Source organism: Weizmannia acidilactici, from assembly GCF_008974185.1.
Classification (GTDB): Bacteria; Bacillota; Bacilli; order Bacillales; family Bacillaceae_C; genus Weizmannia; species Weizmannia acidilactici.
This window is the reverse complement of record NZ_BKZP01000018.1, coordinates 47,480-66,663: the sequence shown is the minus strand read 5'-3', so window position 1 is coordinate 66,663 and position 19,184 is coordinate 47,480. Positions and strand designations below refer to the sequence as shown.

Genomic DNA, 19,184 nt, shown 5'->3' with positions numbered 1-19,184 from the left:
ATTATTTTGATAGTATTTACTTAACCACATACTACACACTATTCCAAGTTCAAACTAGGAATGGGGTGTAATGATGAACTTTGACAAGTTAATTAAGGAAAAGAAAAAAGGATTTTATTTTCGTATCGATGTAGGGAAAGATCCCGTTACTGGTAAGAGAAAGCAAGCAAGTTTCGGACCGTTTCGTACAAAGACTGAAGCGAAGAAAGAACTTCTTAAAATTAAAAACCAAGTCGATAATGGAAGTTATTTTAAAGAAAGTACAGAAGATTTTTCGATGTTCATGGAGCGGTGGTTTAACACCTCTTATAAAAGAACAGTAGAAATAACTACCGCAAAAAGCAGGGAATATGTAATCAGAAATCATATTATGAAATATTTCCAACATAAAAAAATTAATGAAATTACAACATTTGATATTGACAGTTTTTATGTAGACAAGTTAGACAGCGGGTATTCAGGTGCATATATCCGACAAATGCATAATTTGCTCAATCAAGCATTTGATCAAGCTGTAAGATGGTCGTTGATTAAAGTGAATCCTGTAAAGAATGCTAAACCACCCAAAGTAAAAAGTGAAGAAAAAATAACATGGACAGTAGATGAGGTAAATCGATTTCAGAATCTGATTAAAAATAGCTCTATGGAGATTCCTTACCTTCTTGCGATTTTCACAGGAATGCGACGTGGAGAAGTTTTAGGATTAAAATGGGATGACGTGGATTTTGAGAATAAGAAAATCCGCATCAAGCGCAGCTTATGCTTTGTCTCAGGCAAAGGATTAATTTTTAAAGAGCCTAAAACAAAAAAATCGAAAAGACAAATTTCAATTTCTCAACATGTTGTAAATGTATTAAAGAAACATAAACAAAAACAAGAATTTCAAAAGGAGAAATTGGGTATTCAATACCAAAATAACAATTTAATTGTCTGCACCGATGACGGAAAACCTCTTGATCCACGAAACTTATTACGACAATTTTATCGCTTGATCGAAGAAGCAAATGTGCCACGTATAAGTTTCCATGATTTGCGGCATACACATGCAACCATCTTAATGCAGCAAGGCGAAAATCCAAAAGTGGTTAGCGAGCGGCTGGGACATTCTCGCGTTGGTATAACTTTAGATTTATATTCACATGTCAGTGATGATTTACAAGAGCAAGCGGCAGAGAAATTTGAAAATGCCCTGTTAAAACAGAGTCAAAACCCTTTAGTTCACTAAAGGTGCAAGTTTTGTGCAAGTTTTTAAATCACGGAGATTTTAACACAATTGCTAATAAAACGAAAAAGCTTGAAACCCTTGATACGCAAGGATTTCAAGCCTTCCACTTTAGTGATTCCGACTGGGCTCGAACCAGCGACCTCCACCCTGTCAAGGTGGCGCTCTCCCAGCTGAGCTACGGAATCATATAAAACTGATTTGGACAATGTTTAGTATATAAGGGATGCGGTACTTTGTCAATACAATTTTTAAAAGACTTTTTTAAAAAACTGCAGGGTATTTCGGTAAAATGCATTGATTGAAAGGAACACGCCCCTTTTGCCATTAAGGCAAGGGGTTTTTGAGTGCTTTCGCGATTTTGCTTCGACTATTTTATTATCATAATCATTTGCATTTCTTTTGTCTAGACAAGTAGTCAAGAGTAAGCATATTTACAATATCTAACCGGAAAGGAGCATATCCGCCTCCACCTCATGGATACGCAGGGCGAAGGAATGTATGGACCCTGATCCGGAGAGATATAGGAGGGTGAGAGACCGTGAGTCGTGTGGAGATCTTACACACGGTTATATCCTTTTATTTACCAAACTTATCCAGTTCGGTCGTGAGGATGGGACATACCCTGTAAGAATATTCTGTATAAACTCGTTTGAAGGTGTGACAGCTATTTGGTGTAAATTAAACACCTATGAAATTTTAAGAATGAGTGAGTATTCAAGAGAAAACTTAACTTTATTGAAGGAGGGCGTGGAAAGAACCTATAAAGGCTGCGACGGTTACGCCCCCATGTTCGCTTACATCGGGCAGGAAGGCTATTGTCTGAATGTTGAGATGCGCAAAGGAAGAGTACACTGCCAAAACGGAACACCGGATTTTATCCGGAAAACCTTGCAATCCGCCAAAAAGCTGACAGACAAGCCGTTACTTTTCAGGCTTGATTCCGGAAATGACAGCCGGGATAACATCGTTATTTTCCTGGAAAATGAAACAAATTTTATTATTAAACGCAATCCCCGCAAGGAAAAAGCAGAGGACTGGCTTGAAATCGCCCAAAAACACGGCATGTGCTGCGAAGAACAGGAAGGAAAGAAAGTCTACCTTGGACATCCCACAACTATTGAAGTGAACGGCCGGCAGCGAACCATCCGGAAAGTTTTCAAAGTGATCGAAAGAACCATCAGTAGAGATGGCCAGATTTTTTTGATCCCTGCATATGAATTTGAAACTTACTGGACGACCTTGAATGTCCCGTCCAATGTCATCATTTCGCTCTATCACGATCACGGCACATGCGAACAGTTCCACAGTGAGATCAAATCAGAGCTGGATCTTGAGCGCCTGCCATCCGGAAAGTATGAAACCAACGGCCTGATTCTTCATTTCGGCGTGTTCGCGTATAATCTGTTTCGCATGATCGTCCAGGAAAGCTTGAAAGAACAGGATGCCCCTCTTAAAAAGAAAGCCGCGAGGAGGAGAATCCGGACAGTCATTCAATGATCACGATGGCATCAAAGCTGGTTCATCAGGGGCACCAGTGGAAACTGAAAGTCAGCGTGACCAACAAATGGCGTCCAACCTTTGAAAGCTACTATGCCTTTTTCTAATACCGCCATAAAATCCATAGTTAACAGGGAAACTTGCAAAAATTAGAAACGGCAAGTTTTTTTGGCATGCCTAAAAATTGACCTTTAAAAGCGCTTTTAAAATACACCAAAGCAGCAAAATACAATTTCACAAAACATCAGTTACTTTTCGGAATTCAGCCTGAAAAATCTACCTACTAACACCGTTGATTAGGTTTTCGTCACGGATTCAGGTACTATTATACAAGACTTGGGGAGGTACTTCCTTTTTTATGTTTTGAATACCTTGGGACACAAGGACTTGGAATTTTGAAATTCACTCATACATAAAAATCTTTTTTTATTCATAAAATAATGAGTCTGTCCCATCACATTACCTTACATGAAAAAAGGGTGCCCCCACGTCAATCTACCGACTTTGGGACAGCCCCTTTTTTTCGTATACTTTCCTACTAATGATTTACTCTTCCAGCCCGTTTATCGTTTTTGCCAGTTCAATGAAAAAGTTTAAGGACTCGGGATTTGCCATTGATCCTTGGTTGACCACTTTTTCAACCGGGAACCCGAGTAAAATTTTGCGGATCGGGACTTCCAATTTCTTTCCGCTCAATGTTTTTGGGATTTGTTCGACTTCATAAATTTCGTCAGGGACAAACCGTGGCGAGACCTTACCCCTTATTTCAGCTTTGATTTTGTCTTTTAGTTCAGCGCCCATATGCCGGCCGGGTCTTAGAACGACAAAAAGCGGCATGAATGATTTTCTTCCGAGATGTTCCAAGTCAATGACCAGACTCTCCACGATCTCATCAATGCCTTCCACTGCGCGGTAAATTTCACTCGTCCCCATACGTACACCCTGCCGGTTGATCGTGGAGTCTGAACGGCCATAAATGACACAGCTGCCCTTCTCGTCGATTTTTATCCAATCCCCATGCCTCCACACGCCCGGATACACATCAAAATAACTTTCGAGATACCGTTTGTACTTTTCATCCCCCCAAAAGTAAAGGGGCATGGATGGCATCGGATCGGTAATCACCAATTCTCCAACCTCATTGACAAGCGGGTTACCCTCATCGTCAAATGCTTGAATGTGTGCGCCTAAACCACGTGTTTGGATTTCCCCCGCATAGACCGGCAGCACAGGCGAGCCGCCGACAAACGCCGTACACACATCCGTACCGCCGCTCGTGGAAACAACCCATAAATCTTCTTTCACATTTTCATATGCCCATACAAATCCTTCTGCCGGCAGGGGCGAACCGGTTGACAAAATGGCTTTTAGCCTAGAAAAGTTATGATTTTCATTCGGCTTAACGCCCGATTTCATGCATACATTTATGAAACCGGCACTGGTGCCAAAATGCGTAACCCCCGCGTCTTCCGCCAGATCCCACAATGTATCGATTCCCGGATGTGCCGGGCTACCATCATAAAGGACAATCGTGCAGCCCGCCAAAAGGTTGCCAATAAGAAGGTTCCACATCATCCACCCTGTTGCCGTGAACCAAAAATAAATATCCTCCGGTTCCACTCCCTGCTCCACTTTTAAAATTTTCAGGTGTTCCATGAGGATGCCGCCCTGCCCCTGCACAATCGGCTTTGGCAATCCTGTCGTACCAGAAGAAAATAAAATCCACAGCGGATGGTCAAACGGCACATATTCGTATTCCATTTCGGCCTTCCCCTCTAAGAGGTCATTCCAAGAAATGGTCCTATCGTCCGTTTCCACATTACCGAAAATATAAGGCAACACAATCGTTTTCTTCAAAGTGGGTAAAGCCGCCTGGAGTTCTGCAATATTCTTTCGTTTATCATAAATTTTACCGTTATAGGAATAGCCGTCAACGGAAAATAAAACGACGGGTTCGATTTGTTTGAACCGTTCGATGACACTATCATTTCCAAAATCCGGGGAACACGACGACCAAATAGCCCCGATGCTTGCACACGCCAAAAACGCCATCACTGTTTCAGGAATGTTCGGCATATAGGCGACGACCCGCTCCCCTTTTTGGACGCCACATTTTTTTAAAAACAATGCCACCTTCGCCGTTTTTTCCTGAAGCTCCTTCCAACTGACTTCTTTTTTGGGCACCGTTTCCGATTTGAAAATGATTGCGGACTGATTTTCTCTGCTGTTGCGAAAAACATGTTCGGCATAATTCAGTGTGGAACCGGCAAACCATTTGGCCCCCGGCATTGTTCTAGAGTTTAGGACTTGTTGGTAAGGTGTGTGGGAGATGATGTTGCAATATTTCCAAATACTTTCCCAAAACAGTTCAAGTTCATCCACCGACCATTTCCAAAGTTCCTGGTGGATTTCAAAATTTAAACCATATTCTTGTTGCAGCCATTTTCTAAATCGGCTGATACCGGCATGTTTAATCCGCTCCTGGGACGGTTTCCACAATAACACCCCTTCTGTAACCGCTTTTATTTCAATCCCCCCCCTCTTATACCGAACGAAACCCTGTAGCGTAAATCACTCCGGTTACTCTTTCCATCCAGCGTCCAGAATGTTGTTGTATAAGGTTTTGAACGATTGAATTGTCATCATAAAGAGACATGAATAGGTGTAAGCGTTATCGTTTTTGATATTTTATCACAATCATAAATATTTCGTCAATAGTTATTTGGATGGACCTTTTATCTCTAGGATTATAGTAATCCTACCAAATAGACGGATTTAGTTTTTCGTATAAACCGTCCTGCATTGCATATGCTACTGCTTGTACAGGAGGTGAACAGAATGCCGAATCAACAAAAAATAATCAGCAAAACGGCAAAAACATTGCGGAAAGTATTAAAAATACGGCGAGTGCTGCTTTCCATGCCGTCCATAAAGGGCTGGAAACTACTGAAGATGTAGCGATGAATGCGGTTGATGCAACGTAAATGCTGTCAGCAATGCAGCAGACAGAATGAAAAACAACAATAATCAGCAATAAAAGCACCATGTTATTTGGCGTTTTTTTAAATTTTATAAAAACAAGAGGCTTGGTTTTGTGTGGACTGTATTTTGGAAATCTCTTGTTCTGGCAGTTGCGGGCACCATTATACTGAGATTGGGTGGAAGGAAATCGATTCGCAAATGACTGTCCCGCAGCTGGCTGTTTTGATTTCGATTGGTACGATTATCGGATTGGAAGTATCAGGTAAAGGGCTTGCGGCATCCATATTGGCAGCCGGCACTTTTTTCGGCTTCTTGGCGGTAATAGAATGGATCACATTGAAATGGAATGCTGCGGAAACCGTGATCCGGTGCAAATCCGTGCCTGTCATTGCAAATGGGATAAACCAGGCCGAAGCTGCGTTTAACCGTGGATGAAATGGCAAAAAGATTGTGGATGGCCGGAATTTCACGCATCGAGGATATCCAGACTGGAACCATTGAGGAAAATGGGGAATTGAGGTATGAATTGAAACGCCACGCCCGCTCGTGACAATCGGCGACCTGGAAAAACTTTTACAAAACCAGCGCTTTGTTCAACATGATCAAAACGGAAATATCTTTGCGGAAGTGACAAAAGGAACAGAGGAGCAGAGGACTGAGTATTTGCAATAATTGTTAACATCGCACAGATCCGTGGGCTGCGCATAAAAAGAGAAATTTCAGAAAGGACAACGTCTTTTCTTTCTGCTGTTTCTGTTCCTTCGCTGATATTTGGACATTACCGCTGATTTCTCTGGAAAGTCCGCTGAATTTTCCCGCTGATTTGCAAAACCGGAAAGAGCGCTCAGTCGTGGACCCACAAAAAAGAACGAATTTGTTGCATGATTAATAAAAGGCTGGGGCGTTCCCCTCAGCCTTCTTCCGTTACATTCTGCTTTCGACTTCCTTTACGACCTCGTCAGCAGACATGCCTTTTGCATCAATAATCGAAGCACGAGTCATCGTGTCGTGGATCCCCATGGCGTTCATCTCGCTGCCGGTTACGACACAACAGTCACAGCCTTGAACGTCCGACTCGCCTTTAATCGTTTTGACATCATACCCTTTTTCGCGCAAGGCTTCCTGCACATTTGTTAAAGATTCTTCTACACCAATTACTGCCATTTTTAACACCTCCTCATGTTTATCATGCCCATTTATTTAGAAATTACATGACTTTTTCTTTTCATCTGCTGGTTTAATAACCAGTAAGGATGATCCAGATGCCCTCCACCCAATTTGGAAGTCAAAGGATCCCTTATACCCTCACATGAGCAGCTGTCGCAAAACCTTGTGTCGGTCAACATGGGATGGGGGCGCAGTAATCACCCCTGAAGACGCTGATCTTGAAAAAATTGAGTCCGTTCGTTACGACAGCTATGATGCCAAATATGAAACGCTGAAATATAACTGGACCGAATGAATGCGTTGACTGCCCGCTGACAAATGAAGGTATCTGCTAGAAAGTGTACAAAGTAAAGATCACAGCAGACCTTCGAAAATATAACAGCACCGGCCCAATGGTCAAAGGCATGGAAAACGATTTTCAAACGCCGTAGAACGAGTTAGTACATATTAAAGAGGAGTACTTCAATCTCAACAGTTTTCAATATGGTTTTCGCGTTTGTCCTTCTGCAATTTGGAGGCCAACGCGTTTGAGGAGAACCCCCCCCCCCCCGCGTAGCATAAAAGAATTTTTATCATTTTCTTTGTTTTCATGATTTAAGCTTGCAATCTATTAAAATTCTTTCAATAGATTCCCAAACGGCAAGGGAAGGGTTATCTTCAAAATACTCAAATCCTTTATATTTCACCAGTTTGAGCTGATTTTCATGATTTCTATTCATAATCCATTTAGAACGGTCAATTGCATTTTTAACATCCGCTAAATCTATTTGTGCCAGTATTCTCCTGAAATTTCCTTCTTCTTTATATTCATCCAAATCAGTAAAAGATTCACCATAAGCTCTATTAATAGGCTGGAGATACTGGCTTCTGTGGGTAAAGGATGTGTTACAGTCTATTTTGTGTAAGACGATCTACAGTTCGAAAGTAAAATTGCTGTACCCGGCATGATATTTTATTTGTTTTCCCACAGAAGCCTTCTTTAGCAAGTCAAGTGTAATTTGAAACTGCTTAGCATGTGCTTTACTTACAATCAAAGAAATGCGTAATTTCGGTTCTGCTGATGACATTTAAAGATTTCACCCGTTTTAAAGGGGTTCGCTCAACTTTACAATCAAGGGTTACCGTATGTTGCGGCTGAAGCTTCATGATTTATTAGCTTTTCCAGCCATTTTAAATACCATCAGTTTCTCCTTCTACGGTAAAATAGTATTTTTTATTGATCTTCTTGGCGGCCATCCTCTAACCCTCTTTCTCCATTAACCAATTCTTCGAAAATAGGGGTAAAATCGATATCTTTAATGGCGCCGTACTGGCTGATAAAGTAATTTTTCATATAATCTTCATTTTTCCGCACTCCATTTTTTCCCGCTGTGCCAAAGTCGGAAAGTGCATAATGGGTGCTGTTATACGTTTCCTCATCCCGTTCTACAAACTTAATTTCATCTCGGCGAAATAAATTCGAATTTAAAAATATCGGATTATGGGTATTGAAGATGAGCTGTGCATTTTTTTAATATCATCATTATGAAATACATTTACAATGCTCATTAACGCCTTTGGATGGATGGAAGCATCAAATTCATCGACAACAACCGAAAAAAATGTGGGAAGCCTTTCTTCATTGCTTAAATTCGGTATTAATTCCAATTTGGCGGCCGCAACATTCGCTCCGTAGTTTTGGTCGCTGTTTCAGATATTTCCGCGTAAAACAATCGCTTTAAATACTTCCATTGCACCAATAAGATTCGTTTTTCCGGAGGCATTCGGTCCGTAAATCACCGCACTGGATAACCCTTTATAAACTTTTAAACCAATTTTTTCCTTTAAAATACTGTAATCCAGCCCTTTCTGTTTTGGTGCAGGGACCATCGTAAAGACCAATTCATCTAAAAATGATTTATAGTTTTTTATTTTAAATTCAAGGAGCATTTCCTAATCTCCTTTTTGCAGTTTTTCTGCAAATCTAAATATATGCATCAGTCTGGCCAAAAGTCAATTCATTCATACAATTTTGCGTATTTTTCTCAAAATAAAAAATCATGGAACCGTTAGATCCCGTACTTTTCATTTTAATTTTTAATCTCAAAACTGCTCTCGCCGGTCTCGATAAAAGAAACGAGCGATCTGAGGGCTAGTTCAACCATGTCGCTGACTGCCTGGTCGGTGTAAAAAGCGGTGTGCGGGGTAACGATGACATTCGGGAACGATCTTAATACCGCAAGTTGCCTGTGACCTAAAATATCCGTGCGGCGGTCGTAATGGAAGATGTCTTCTTCCCCTTCAAGCACATCGATCCCGGCTGCGCCAATTTTACCCGACTCAATCCCCGCAATTAGCGCCTCCGTATCCACGACAGCCCCGCGTGCACAGTTGATCAGGCAGGCGCCGTCTTTCATTTTCGCAATTGTTTTACGGTTAATCATATGGTATGTACTTTCAAACAGCGGCGTGTGCAGTGTGATCACATCGCTTTCCGCCAGCAGCTCATCAAATGTCACATATTCGAGAAGACCGCGCAGCTCGTCCCTCTCCACTATATCGTAAGCAATCACCCTGCAGCCGAATCCGGACAGATTTTTTGCCACAATGCTGCCGATCCGTCCGGCACCGATAATCCCAACCGTCAAGTTGCGCATTTCCCTCCCCTGGATGCCTTCCAAAGAAAAATCCTGCGCATTCGTACGGTAGAAAATTTGTTTTGCTTTCCGGATGCACATAAGGATGAGCATTGTTGCAAAATCGGCGACGCAATATGGCGAATAGGTCACATTGGAAAAGCGGATGCCATATGCTTTTGCCGCTTCCCGATCGATATTGTTATAGCCTGCTGTTCTGAGGCCGATATACTTTACGCCGGCTTCACTTAATGCTTTAAAAGTGTCTTGGCCGACAGGGTAGTTTCCGAGGATCGTCACCCCTTCTGCCCCTTTTGCTTCCGCTGCGGTTTCGGGAGTTAATACGCCATCTACATACTTGATGTCCAGCCCAAGCTCATCCGCAAATTTTTGAAATAACGGCATTTCATCCGGCCGTGGTTCATAAACAACAACTTTTTTCATTTTCCAGCTTCCTTTCATGTAATGCTTTTATTATTTTCATTGTAACAAAGAAAAATTGAGAAATTAATTTTTTTTGTTTTGCTCAATATTTTGTTCTTAATTGAATACTCAAAATTTATTGTTTATAACTTCATTATGCGTTATGTTATAATGAAATCAATGTGAAAAAAACTTTTGATGTAAAGGCTATCATTTTATGGGATGAGAAATCGAATGCTGAAGAAAAAGATTTTGACCATTTTGCAGTGCTCACATTGGCAGTGGCGGTCCTATCCCCATCCGCGTTTGAGGCAGGGAAACACTGCAAGGGCAGCCATCACGGGCATGGCAAACACCCCAAACAGTCTCTCGTTGCGCTCAGGGATTCGATCACTTTCGGTTACAATTTGGGCTTAAATAACAACCAGCCGTCCCAACATGCATTACCATATTTTATCGGAAAAGAAATGCATCTTTCTGTAACCAATTCGGTTGTTTCGGGCTGAACAACTTCGCAACTGTTGTCCGCTTTGAAAAATGAAAAAATTTTTCAACCTCTTGTCTATGGGAACCCCTTTTTTAATGCAAGGCATGTTATTGGACATTGTTAATTATTGCGATATTCGCTTCGCGGGCCCCAGCTCGGGTATGTCTGCCTGAGTGGTCTGTAAATATCGAATTCGGGTTGGTTGCCAAGCCACAACTTTCTGAAGCAGGCGAAAAAGAACCGCCTGCTTCAGAAAGAAAGCCGGAAATGGAGAAAAACCGTCGGGAAAAATTATACCGGTGGGTTTTCTTGTTTAAAAAGGGCTTTTAAGACAGCCCCTCTTTTCAGTTAAACTGTCTTTCGAGTGAAAAATTACATTCCTGTAAAACGGGGCTCCCTTTTTTCAAGAAAGGCCTGTGTTCCTTCGTTTTTATCTTTAGAACCAAATATTACAGCCTGTGCCATTTTTTCAAACAAGAGTGCTGTTTCCATATCAGCGTCAAATCCATAGTGAATAACATGTTTTGCCAATCTGACAGCTAATGGCCCTTTGGATAATATCTTTTCTGCTTTAGCCTTGACGAACTGCCACAATGCATTCATAGGCACAGCTTTGGAAACTAAGCCGATCGCTTCTGCTTCCTTCGCGGTTAAAAATTCTCCCGTCAGAATCAAATCCATCGCTCTTCCTTTTCCTATAATCCGTGCTAATCGCTGGGTCCCCCCGGCTCCGGGAATAATTGATAAATTGAGTTCCGACAGCCCGAATTTTGCATGATCAGCTGCAATGCGGATATCACAGGCAAGCGCCAGTTCACACCCGCCCCCTAACGCATAACCATTAACAGCAGCAATTGTTGCTTTTCTGCAGTTTTCAATTCTGCGGAAGACACCTGACATTCCCGGTAAAAGGGCGTCTAAAGGCGTCTTATTTCTTAGCTGCCGAATATCGGCTCCGGCAGCAAATGATTTTTCTCCCTCCCCCGTAATCACAATAACCCCGGTTTCATCATCATTTTCCAAATGGTCAAAGGCAAGGCTAATTTCATTTAAAGTTTGTGCATCAAGGGCATTTCTAACTTCAGGACGATTGATCTTAATGACTGCAATTTTTTGTTCTTGCTCTATTAATATATTTTGATAATTCATTGTAAACCATCCTTTTTCAATCTCTAAGTATAGTGAACTGGATTAATATGACAATGATATAAATAATATTAGAAAAAATATATACGTAAATTATATATATTGTTTTTTCAATTGTGCGGCAATTATATTTTTTTGAATTTCGGACGTTCCTTCATATATTTTTGTTATTCTCGCATCCCGATAAAAACGCTCGATTGGATAATCGGAAATATAACCAATGCCACCATGGATTTGCAGTGCTTTGTCTGCCACGCGGTTATAAACTTCGGAGCCGAGCAATTTTACCATTGCTGCTTCCTTAATCACCTTCATTTTTTGATCAACCATCCATGCGACACGGTATGTCATGCTTCTTAATGCTTCAATATCGAGGGCCATTTCCGCTAAATAATGCTGGATAATCTGCTGCTCAAAAATCGGTTTGCCGAACTGGATTCTCGTATTTGCGTGTTGGATGGACATCTCTAAAAGCTTTTCACAGGAACCTAAATTGCGTGCCGCAAGCCCCGCCCGGCCATTCGCAAGTATTTTTAAAGCGTTTACATATCCTTCACCTTCCCGTCCAAGTACATTTTCTGCCGGCACTTCGCAATCTTCAAAGAAAATTTCCGCGGAATGGGATCCATGAAGCCCCATTTTCTTTTCTTTTTTACCTATCACGAAGCCCGGAAAATCTTTTTCTACAATAAATGAAGTAATGCCTTTTGCCCCTTTAGACGGGTCTGTCACTGCCATCACCGTGAAAACACTTGCGATTGGCGCATTGGTGATATAATGTTTGCTGCCATTTAAAATATATTTATCCCCTTTTTTTACGGCTGTTGTTTTCAGGTTTGAAGCATGCGAGCCTGCTTCAGGTTCTGTTAAGGCAAAGGCACCGATCATTTCACCTCTCGCCATCGGAGGCAAATATTTTTTCTTTTGTGCCTCATTCCCCATCTCTACAATTCCAACCGACCCAATCCCGGTGTGGGCACCGATCACAGTAGTATAACCATTATGGGTTCTTCCCAATTCCTCATAAATGGCACACTTGCCAACCATTCCGATCCCTGCTCCGCCGTATTCTTCAGGTATACTCAGACCAAATAAACCCATTTCTTTGGACATGTCCATGATTTTTTTAGGAATTTCATCTTGCTCTTCAATTTCTGCGGTAAGGGGTTCAACTTCACAATCAACAAATTCCCGAATACTCTGCCTCAATAGTTGGATATCCTCAGGTAATTGAAAATCCACATTATCCACTTTCCTTTCTCATTTAATGTATAAGCCCTGTTATCGGAAACAGCCGCTCATCACAAAATTCGCTTTCGCGGGCGTTCCACAAGCTTTTACCGACATGATTTCTGCAAATTTATGCGTATATAAAATTTCATCAGAATAAACAGTTAATTTTTACAGAGCAAAAGCTTAGCCAAAGCAGGTCATTGCGCCTCATTACTTCCTAATTTATTGACATCGCTGTAATCGTAAAAACCTCTGCCTGATTTTCTTCCTAAACGACCGGCTTTTACATATTTTACAAGAATAGGAGAAGGCCGGTACTTTTCACCTAAATGACGATACAAATATTCCATATTTCGCAAACGGGTGTCCAGACCTACAAGATCTGCTAATTCAAGGGGACCCATCGGATGATTTAGACCGTACTTTATAGCTTTGTCGATATCTTCAATTGAAGCTACACCTTCCATGAGCATATTCATGGCTTCATTTCCAATCAGACAGTTCATCCGGCTTGTAACAAAACCTGGAAATTCATTGACCTCAACCGGCACTTTCCCCATTTTTTCAGCGGCTTGTTTTACGATTTCAATCGTCTCCCCAGATGTATCCAATCCCCGAATGATTTCAATGAGTTTCATCTGATGAACCGGGTTAAAGAAATGCATCGCTATGCACTGATCAGGCCTGGTCGTGGAAGCGGCGATTTCTGTCGGGCTCATTGTAGATGTATTCGTAGCAAGTACGGCATGCGCCGGGGCGTACTTGTCTAATTGCTTAAATACTTCGATCTTCAGCTCTATAATTTCCGGTACGGCTTCGATGACTAGGTCTGCTTTGCTTACTGCTTTTTGCAATTCCGTAGTATAATACAGATTTTTCTTAGCCCAAATTTCCTGATGCTGTTGCACATATCCATTTTCCCTGCTCTTACCAAGAAGAGCTTCAATATATTCTCTTGCAATTTCAACAGCTTCTGTTGATATATCCTGCAAAGTTACTTCAAATCCTGATATGGCAGCGGTATAGGCAATCCCCCGCCCCATTGTGCCGCCGCCAATCACAGCAATACGATTGACCATTATTATATAATCCCTCTTTTTTTATAATTTTCAATATCTTCATTACTGTATCCAAGTTGAATTAGCACTTCTTCTGTGTTTTCACCTAACAAAGGAGGTGCTTTTCGGACTGACCCCGGTGTATCTGATAATTTGATTGGAATTCCAAGCATTTTCATCATGCCGATAGTAGGATGCTCTACTTCCTGGATCATCTCCCGATATTTTATCTGTGGATGGGCCAGTACTTGAGCAAGGTTATGAATGTGGCCGCTGGGCACACCTGCCTGGTTCAGACATTCGATAATTTCCAATGAACTTTTTGTTTTCGTATATGCCGTGAGTATCTCTACAAGTTCTTCGCGATTCGCCACTCGATTTTCATTCACTGCATATTTGGGATGATTCTTTAAATTTTGAAGACCAAGGGCGTCGCACATTTTTCTCCACAGCCAATCATTTGGTACTGCAATAATTACATAGCCGTCCTTTGCCTCAAATGCTTGATAAGGAACGAGATTGGGATGGGCAGAGCCTAATCTCCCCGGGATTTTTCCTGTAGCTAAAACACTTTGTCCTAAATAACTTGAAAGCGAAACAATTGTATCCAGCAAAGAGGCTTCTACATATTGACCTTTTCCAGTCTTTTCTCTAACCAACAATGCTAAAACAACTCCAAAAGATGCATAAAGCCCTGTAGCCAAATCAACAATTGAAAAACCAACTTTAACCGGAGCGCCATCAGCCTCTCCAGTTACGCTCATTAATCCTCCGAATCCCTGCATAAGCAAATCATACGCAGGCTCATCCTTCAATGGGCCCGTTCTTCCAAATCCACTGACTGCGCAATACACTAGCCGAGGGTTTATTTCTTTCAGTACGTCATACCCTAAGCCGAATTTTTCCATCGTACCATTTCTAAAATTTTCAATGAGTACATCTGCATTCTTCACGAGCTTCTTTACAATATGTTGACCTTCTTTCGTCTTTAAGTTTAATGTCATACCTTTTTTGTTTTTATTCAAACTCATAAAGTAACAAGATTCTCCTTTAATATCAGGAGGAACATAACTGCGAGTCTCATCTCCAATCTCCGGCTGTTCAATCTTTATAACATCTGCCCCCATATCAGCCAATTGCATACTGCAAAAAGGGCCTGCCAATGTTCTCGAAAGTTCCACAACTTTTATCCCTTCTAATGGTCCAGACATTCAAAAGCCCCCTCAATTTGCATTGTTTACATAGATAATTTCTTATAAATAGAATCATTATCCGTATTTGGTGATTATTTCTATTAAATTCCAGAATTTAGCTGACCTTGCTCTGAATCTTGGGGAGCCTTTTTTTCAAAAGGTTCGTACATTTTTTCACGAATAAAAAGTGCTGGAATTATACCGCACAATGCATAAGCAATACCAAGGGATGCCAGCCCTAAGCCAATAGATTGTTGCGTCGCAATCATGCCAATGACAACAGGAGCAAACGCAGCCCCCGCTCTACCTATATTATAAGCCCCACCCACTGCCGTACCTCGTACATGCGTTGGAAAACTTTCACTCATGTATGTGGCATTCACTGCATAAGGCATGCCGTAGAGAAACCCAAATACAGTAAGCAACACAACAATATTTCCCGGGCTTTGGAAATGGATAATTAACGGAAGTGCTATCGCAGTACTTAGTCCACCAATGACAAACATGGTCCGGCGCCCAAATATGTCTGCTAATCTGCCAGTCAAAATTTTTCCTAAAATCATAGCTGTATACGTTCCAACCAAGTATCCTGTCATGTTTTTAAAATCATATCCTACTTCATTTACCAAATAAGTTGGCAACCAACTGTTAACTCCGTAATAACCAAATTGCAAGAAAAGAGCTGTTACTGTCCATAATAAAAAGTTTAGTCTTAATTTTGGCTTACTTAACACTTGAATCCATTCATTCTTCTTAACTTCTGATCTCTCTCTTACAATTTCTTTCCAGCCCTCAGGTTCTGGAATCACAAATCTTGTATAAATAGCGATTAACACTGGAACTAATGCTATGAGAAAAAGAGGTCGCCAACCAAATTCAGGTAAAATCGCACCTGATAACAGTGTAGCGACAAGATATCCTACCGACCATCCAGCTTGTACCGTTCCCAACACCGTTGTCCTCTTATTTGATGGAATATATTCTGCCATAAGCATGTTTACAACTACATATTCTGCACCTAATCCAAGAGAGGAAATAAAGCGAATTACTATAAATTGTTCATAGCTGCCAGCAAGAACAAGCAGTGCGGTACCCACCGAAAATAATATAATCGTCCAGGATATCGTACGTACACGGCCAAAACGATCCGCCATCCACCCTCCGATCATGCCGCCAATCGCCATACCGGCTAACGACGAAGTTCCCAAAGTTCCCGCTTGCACCTCAGACATATTAAACTCTTTCATTAATTGCGGAAGGCTTAATGAAAGCATTTGTAAATCCATAGCGTCTACCATTAATCCAAGAAATGATGTGATAAACACTATTATCCATAATTTCGATTTTGAGCGTTTTTCCATAAGTCAGCCTCCTTTATATCTGCATATTTTCTACAATCGTTGCAATACCTTGCCCACCTGCAATACAGAGGGTAACCAATCCGTACTTTTCACCTCTTCTTTCCATTTCATATATTAGTTTCGTCATTAAAATAGCCCCTGTTGCGCCTAAAGGATGCCCTAGTGCAATGGCCCCTCCATTGACATTGACCCGTTCCATATCCAAATTGAGTTCTTTAATCACAGATAAAGCCTGGGCTGCGAACGCTTCATTTAATTCAATCAACCCTATTTCATCTAAAGAGAGCCCTGCGGAAAATAGCGCCTTCTTAACAGCCGGAACCGGTCCAATCCCCATGATTTCCGGTGAGACTCCTGAAACAGAATGTGCTACAATCCTCGCTTTAGGTTTGAATCCCTGCTGTCGCGCTGCATCCTCCGACATTAACAAAACGGCTGACGCTCCATCATTTCTCCCGCTGCTATTTCCTGCAGTAACTGTTCCGTTTTCTTTAAATATTGGTTTTAAATTGCCCAGTTTTTCCAAATTTGTTTCTCTCGGATGTTCATCTACTTGAAAGATCTTTACTTCCTTCCGATCTTTGATTTCATAGGGGACTATTTCCTTTTGAAATCGTCCGCTGCGTATTGCCTGTAGTGCTAGTTTTTGACTGCGCAACGCAAATTCATCCTGCTCTTTTCTTGTAATCCCGTACTTTTCAGCTAAAATCTCGGCAGTGTATCCCATCGTCAGGTTTCCATAGATGTCAATTGGTTGTGACCGTGGCTGGCTTTCTGTATTAGGATCAATGATCTCACTATTTCCTGATCCCAATCCGTATCGTACGTTTCGAATATAAAATGGTGCAGTACTCATAGACTCTGCACCGCCGGCAATAATTACATCAGATAACCCGCACATAATTTGCAAAGCCGCATTATTGATAGCCTGGAGTCCTGATCCGCATTGCCTATGTACTGTATATCCTGGAACCTCCACCGGAAATCCCGCGCGCAATAGAGACAATCTTGCAAGGTTGGGCGTATCTGCACTTTGTTTCGCCTGCCCGAATATCACCTCGTCCACTTTTTTCTTTTCTAAACCTGTTCGGGATGTGACTTCTCTGATGACTTCCGCTGCAAGAAAATCTGCTTCCTCATTTTTTAAACTGCCTCCCATTCTTCCTACTGCTGTTCTCACAGCATCCACAATAACAACACTTCTCAACTTTCACCCTCCTAAAAGAAAAGGCTTTCATTTTGTAAGGTAATAATATTTCCGTCAAATACAGATTGAGTAGAATTCAAGATATTCCATATATGGAACTATGTACCTTACACGGAACGATTATACAATGAACAAATTCTATTGTCAACGAAAATTTTGTAAATTCAGCATTATAAATATTAAGGCAATATAAACTCAATAATATGAGTTGACAAATCACAAAGTGAAATTCTAAAATGAACGAAAGCTAAAGTGCCTACTGATAAAGGAGAAACGCTTAATGGAAAATTATAAGTCTGAAGTTCCTGCTCTTGAAACAGCCATTAAAATTCTGGAATATTTAAGCCGCTACACAACAAAGGAACGTACTTTGTCCCAAATCTCTAAGAATTTAGATATAAATAAAAGTACTTGCCATAGAATTTTAAAGGTACTGCATCACTTTCGTTATGTTTCGTATGATGAAGAATCCAAACAATATCATCTCGGATCGAATCTAATTGTTCTGGGTGCCAGGGCTTCAGAATTTATTAATTACCTTAGGCTTGCCAGGCCTTATCTTAAGTGGGTGAATGAACAAACCCGGCTAACGAGTGTATTGCTTGAACCTGTATCTGATAACCGTTTAATGTACATAGCCAAAGAAGAGGCTGATCTCCCTGATAATCCATTTCAGGTGACTGTTAAATTAGGACAGCAATTCCCTTTAACCAGTGCTTCTTTTGGCAAATGCTACTTAGCTTTTACTCAAAAAGAAAAAATGAAAAAAATAGTCCAAAAAGTAAGCTTTAAACAATTTACTGATCAATCTATTACAGATGTGAAAACTTTTGTAGAATCTTTAAATGAGGTAAGGAAAAAGGGGTATGCAGTAAGCTATGGGGAACACACACGTGATGTTTTTGGTGTCGCTGCACCGATATTCGGCCCTCACGGCGACGTAACAATGGTAATTGCTTGTATCGGGTTTGCTTCAATGGTCAGTGAAGAACATATTTCTTTCTGCGGGGAGAAATTAAAAGAAGCGTCAGAAAAAATAACAGAAGCAATCGGCGGGAGAAAACCCTGCCTTTGATCAATTGTAAAGTTTCTTTTCATCATGTCTATTTGCAAACTGTCTTTCATTTGCTTGATGAAGGGTTGTTCCAATTGGAAAATCAAGCTTTTTAGTCCTTCATTCAGTTTAAAGACATTTTTTCGATTTAAACATAAGGGGTTGTCCTAAAAGTCAGTAAACTGACCTAGGGGCACCCCCTTTTTTAAATGCAAGGTTGTGTTATTGAACATTGTTGATAATCGCGAAATGCGTGTTGCTCAGCATACGTCGCGGACCTCCCTGCTCAGGTGCGTCTGCTTTCGGGGGCCGGGCCAAGGTAAGCATCGCATTCGGGCTGGTTACCAAGCCCATCACTTTCTGAAGCAAGCGGAAAAGAACCGCCTGCTTCAGAAAGAAAATCCGGAAATGGCGAAAACCCGTTGGGAAAAATATTTTATTTCGGCGGGTTTTCTTGTTTAAAAAAGGCTTTTACAACAGCCCCCACCCCTTTTTATACCAATTCCGGCATTTTTTCCAAATACGGGCAGAATGAA

The 19,184-nt window shown here is 41.2% G+C and carries 19 protein-coding genes, 1 tRNA gene and 1 pseudogene; 8 read left to right on the top strand and 13 right to left on the bottom strand.

Annotated features, from left to right (window positions below; all coding sequences use genetic code 11):
- The first annotated feature begins 70 nt into the window (after positions 1-70).
- Complete coding sequence (locus tag BpJC4_RS09505) at positions 71-1,225, top strand: site-specific integrase (RefSeq protein WP_151697809.1); 1,155 nt, start codon at positions 71-73, stop codon at positions 1,223-1,225.
- 112 nt (positions 1,226-1,337) lie between these two features.
- Here the strand turns inward: BpJC4_RS09505 and BpJC4_RS09500 are convergent.
- Positions 1,338-1,410 (bottom strand) — tRNA-Val (locus BpJC4_RS09500).
- Between the two features lie 562 nt (positions 1,411-1,972).
- Between BpJC4_RS09500 and BpJC4_RS09495 the strand changes: the two genes are divergently transcribed.
- Positions 1,973-2,722 carry an IS1380 family transposase gene (locus BpJC4_RS09495; protein ID WP_253718637.1) on the top strand — a complete coding sequence of 250 codons (750 nt, stop codon included), beginning with the start codon at positions 1,973-1,975 and terminating at the stop codon, positions 2,720-2,722.
- 546 nt (positions 2,723-3,268) lie between these two features.
- Here the strand turns inward: BpJC4_RS09495 and BpJC4_RS09490 are convergent.
- Positions 3,269-5,248, bottom strand: coding sequence for an acetoacetate--CoA ligase (locus BpJC4_RS09490; protein WP_151697808.1), 1,980 nt, complete (start codon positions 5,246-5,248; stop codon positions 3,269-3,271).
- 570 nt (positions 5,249-5,818) lie between these two features.
- Here BpJC4_RS09490 and BpJC4_RS09480 point away from each other — a divergent pair.
- Together BpJC4_RS09480 and BpJC4_RS09475 are read left to right on the top strand one after the other, a co-directional pair.
- Positions 5,819-6,139, top strand: coding sequence for a hypothetical protein (locus BpJC4_RS09480; RefSeq protein ID WP_151697807.1), 321 nt, complete (start codon positions 5,819-5,821; stop codon positions 6,137-6,139).
- 1 nt (position 6,140) lies between these two features.
- Positions 6,141-6,254 (top strand): hypothetical protein, encoded by a 114-nt coding sequence (locus BpJC4_RS09475; protein ID WP_151679679.1) that lies wholly within the window; start codon positions 6,141-6,143, stop codon positions 6,252-6,254.
- 374 nt (positions 6,255-6,628) lie between these two features.
- Here BpJC4_RS09475 and BpJC4_RS09470 read toward each other — a convergent pair whose 3' ends face one another.
- A complete protein-coding gene (locus tag BpJC4_RS09470) occupies positions 6,629-6,868 on the bottom strand; it encodes a YkuS family protein (RefSeq protein ID WP_151679680.1) in 240 nt (79 codons plus the stop codon).
- A 235-nt stretch (positions 6,869-7,103) separates the two neighbouring features.
- On the opposite strand from BpJC4_RS09470, the pseudogene BpJC4_RS09465 reads away from it, so the two are divergent.
- Positions 7,104-7,300 (top strand): annotated as a pseudogene (locus BpJC4_RS09465) (IS5/IS1182 family transposase); the annotation flags it as partial.
- 158 nt (positions 7,301-7,458) lie between these two features.
- On the opposite strand, the gene BpJC4_RS16345 reads toward BpJC4_RS09465, so the two are convergent.
- The 4 genes from BpJC4_RS16345 to BpJC4_RS09450 all read right to left on the bottom strand — a co-directional run bounded on the left by BpJC4_RS16345 (position 7,459) and on the right by BpJC4_RS09450 (position 9,930).
- On the bottom strand, positions 7,459-7,686 hold the full coding sequence (locus BpJC4_RS16345; protein WP_216643721.1) for a hypothetical protein: 228 nt from the start codon (positions 7,684-7,686) through the stop codon (positions 7,459-7,461).
- 398 nt (positions 7,687-8,084) lie between these two features.
- Entirely contained in the window at positions 8,085-8,225 is a 141-nt protein-coding gene (locus tag BpJC4_RS16340; RefSeq protein ID WP_216643720.1) for a hypothetical protein, read from the bottom strand.
- A 335-nt stretch (positions 8,226-8,560) separates the two neighbouring features.
- Positions 8,561-8,800, bottom strand: coding sequence for an AAA family ATPase (locus BpJC4_RS16335; RefSeq protein WP_216643719.1), 240 nt, complete (start codon positions 8,798-8,800; stop codon positions 8,561-8,563).
- 140 nt (positions 8,801-8,940) lie between these two features.
- Complete coding sequence (locus BpJC4_RS09450) at positions 8,941-9,930, bottom strand: D-isomer specific 2-hydroxyacid dehydrogenase family protein (protein ID WP_151679681.1); 990 nt, start codon at positions 9,928-9,930, stop codon at positions 8,941-8,943.
- Between the two features lie 161 nt (positions 9,931-10,091).
- Here BpJC4_RS09450 and BpJC4_RS16330 point away from each other — a divergent pair, with 161 nt between their 5' ends.
- Complete coding sequence (locus tag BpJC4_RS16330) at positions 10,092-10,415, top strand: hypothetical protein (RefSeq protein ID WP_216643718.1); 324 nt, start codon at positions 10,092-10,094, stop codon at positions 10,413-10,415.
- 353 nt (positions 10,416-10,768) lie between these two features.
- On the opposite strand, the gene BpJC4_RS09440 is transcribed toward BpJC4_RS16330, so the two are convergent.
- From BpJC4_RS09440 to BpJC4_RS09415, 6 genes are all read right to left on the bottom strand, one after another.
- A complete protein-coding gene (locus tag BpJC4_RS09440) occupies positions 10,769-11,545 on the bottom strand; it encodes an enoyl-CoA hydratase/isomerase family protein (protein ID WP_151697806.1) in 777 nt (258 codons plus the stop codon).
- Positions 11,546-11,635: 90 nt separating this feature from the next.
- A complete protein-coding gene (locus tag BpJC4_RS09435; RefSeq protein ID WP_151697805.1) occupies positions 11,636-12,784 on the bottom strand; it encodes an acyl-CoA dehydrogenase family protein in 1,149 nt (382 codons plus the stop codon).
- Between the two features lie 188 nt (positions 12,785-12,972).
- Positions 12,973-13,854 carry a 3-hydroxyacyl-CoA dehydrogenase family protein gene (locus BpJC4_RS09430; RefSeq protein ID WP_151679684.1) on the bottom strand — a complete coding sequence of 294 codons (882 nt, stop codon included), beginning with the start codon at positions 13,852-13,854 and terminating at the stop codon, positions 12,973-12,975.
- A 2-nt stretch (positions 13,855-13,856) separates the two neighbouring features.
- Positions 13,857-15,044, bottom strand: coding sequence for a CaiB/BaiF CoA transferase family protein (locus tag BpJC4_RS09425; protein WP_151679685.1), 1,188 nt, complete (start codon positions 15,042-15,044; stop codon positions 13,857-13,859).
- An 83-nt stretch (positions 15,045-15,127) separates the two neighbouring features.
- Positions 15,128-16,387 (bottom strand): MFS transporter, encoded by a 1,260-nt coding sequence (locus BpJC4_RS09420; protein ID WP_151679686.1) that lies wholly within the window; start codon positions 16,385-16,387, stop codon positions 15,128-15,130.
- A 13-nt stretch (positions 16,388-16,400) separates the two neighbouring features.
- The gene (locus BpJC4_RS09415) at positions 16,401-17,594 is read right to left on the bottom strand and encodes a thiolase family protein (protein ID WP_151679687.1); all 1,194 of its coding nucleotides are present in this window, start codon (positions 17,592-17,594) and stop codon (positions 16,401-16,403) included.
- Positions 17,595-17,874: 280 nt separating this feature from the next.
- Here BpJC4_RS09415 and BpJC4_RS09410 point away from each other — a divergent pair, with 280 nt between their 5' ends.
- Positions 17,875-18,669 (top strand): IclR family transcriptional regulator, encoded by a 795-nt coding sequence (locus tag BpJC4_RS09410; RefSeq protein ID WP_151679688.1) that lies wholly within the window; start codon positions 17,875-17,877, stop codon positions 18,667-18,669.
- 204 nt (positions 18,670-18,873) lie between these two features.
- Entirely contained in the window at positions 18,874-19,110 is a 237-nt protein-coding gene (locus tag BpJC4_RS09405; protein ID WP_151679689.1) for a hypothetical protein, read from the top strand.
- Positions 19,111-19,184 lie beyond the last annotated feature (74 nt).

Bases quoted from the DNA above. Each gene is read 5' to 3' on its own strand.
- BpJC4_RS09430 (WP_151679684.1), bottom strand. From the start codon at position 13,854: ATGGTCAATCGTATTGCTGTGATTGGCGGCGGCACAATGGGGCGGGGG.
- BpJC4_RS09410 (WP_151679688.1), top strand. From the start codon at position 17,875: ATGGAAAATTATAAGTCTGAAGTTCCTGCTCTTGAAACAGCCATTAAA.
- BpJC4_RS16335 (WP_216643719.1), bottom strand. From the start codon at position 8,800: ATGCTCCTTGAATTTAAAATAAAAAACTATAAATCATTTTTAGATGAA.
- BpJC4_RS09505 (WP_151697809.1), top strand. From the start codon at position 71: ATGATGAACTTTGACAAGTTAATTAAGGAAAAGAAAAAAGGATTTTAT.
- BpJC4_RS09470 (WP_151679680.1), bottom strand. From the start codon at position 6,868: ATGGCAGTAATTGGTGTAGAAGAATCTTTAACAAATGTGCAGGAAGCC.
- BpJC4_RS09420 (WP_151679686.1), bottom strand. From the start codon at position 16,387: ATGGAAAAACGCTCAAAATCGAAATTATGGATAATAGTGTTTATCACA.
- BpJC4_RS09450 (WP_151679681.1), bottom strand. From the start codon at position 9,930: ATGAAAAAAGTTGTTGTTTATGAACCACGGCCGGATGAAATGCCGTTA.
- BpJC4_RS09440 (WP_151697806.1), bottom strand. From the start codon at position 11,545: ATGAATTATCAAAATATATTAATAGAGCAAGAACAAAAAATTGCAGTC.
- BpJC4_RS09425 (WP_151679685.1), bottom strand. From the start codon at position 15,044: ATGTCTGGACCATTAGAAGGGATAAAAGTTGTGGAACTTTCGAGAACA.
- BpJC4_RS09475 (WP_151679679.1), top strand. From the start codon at position 6,141: ATGGCAAAAAGATTGTGGATGGCCGGAATTTCACGCATCGAGGATATC.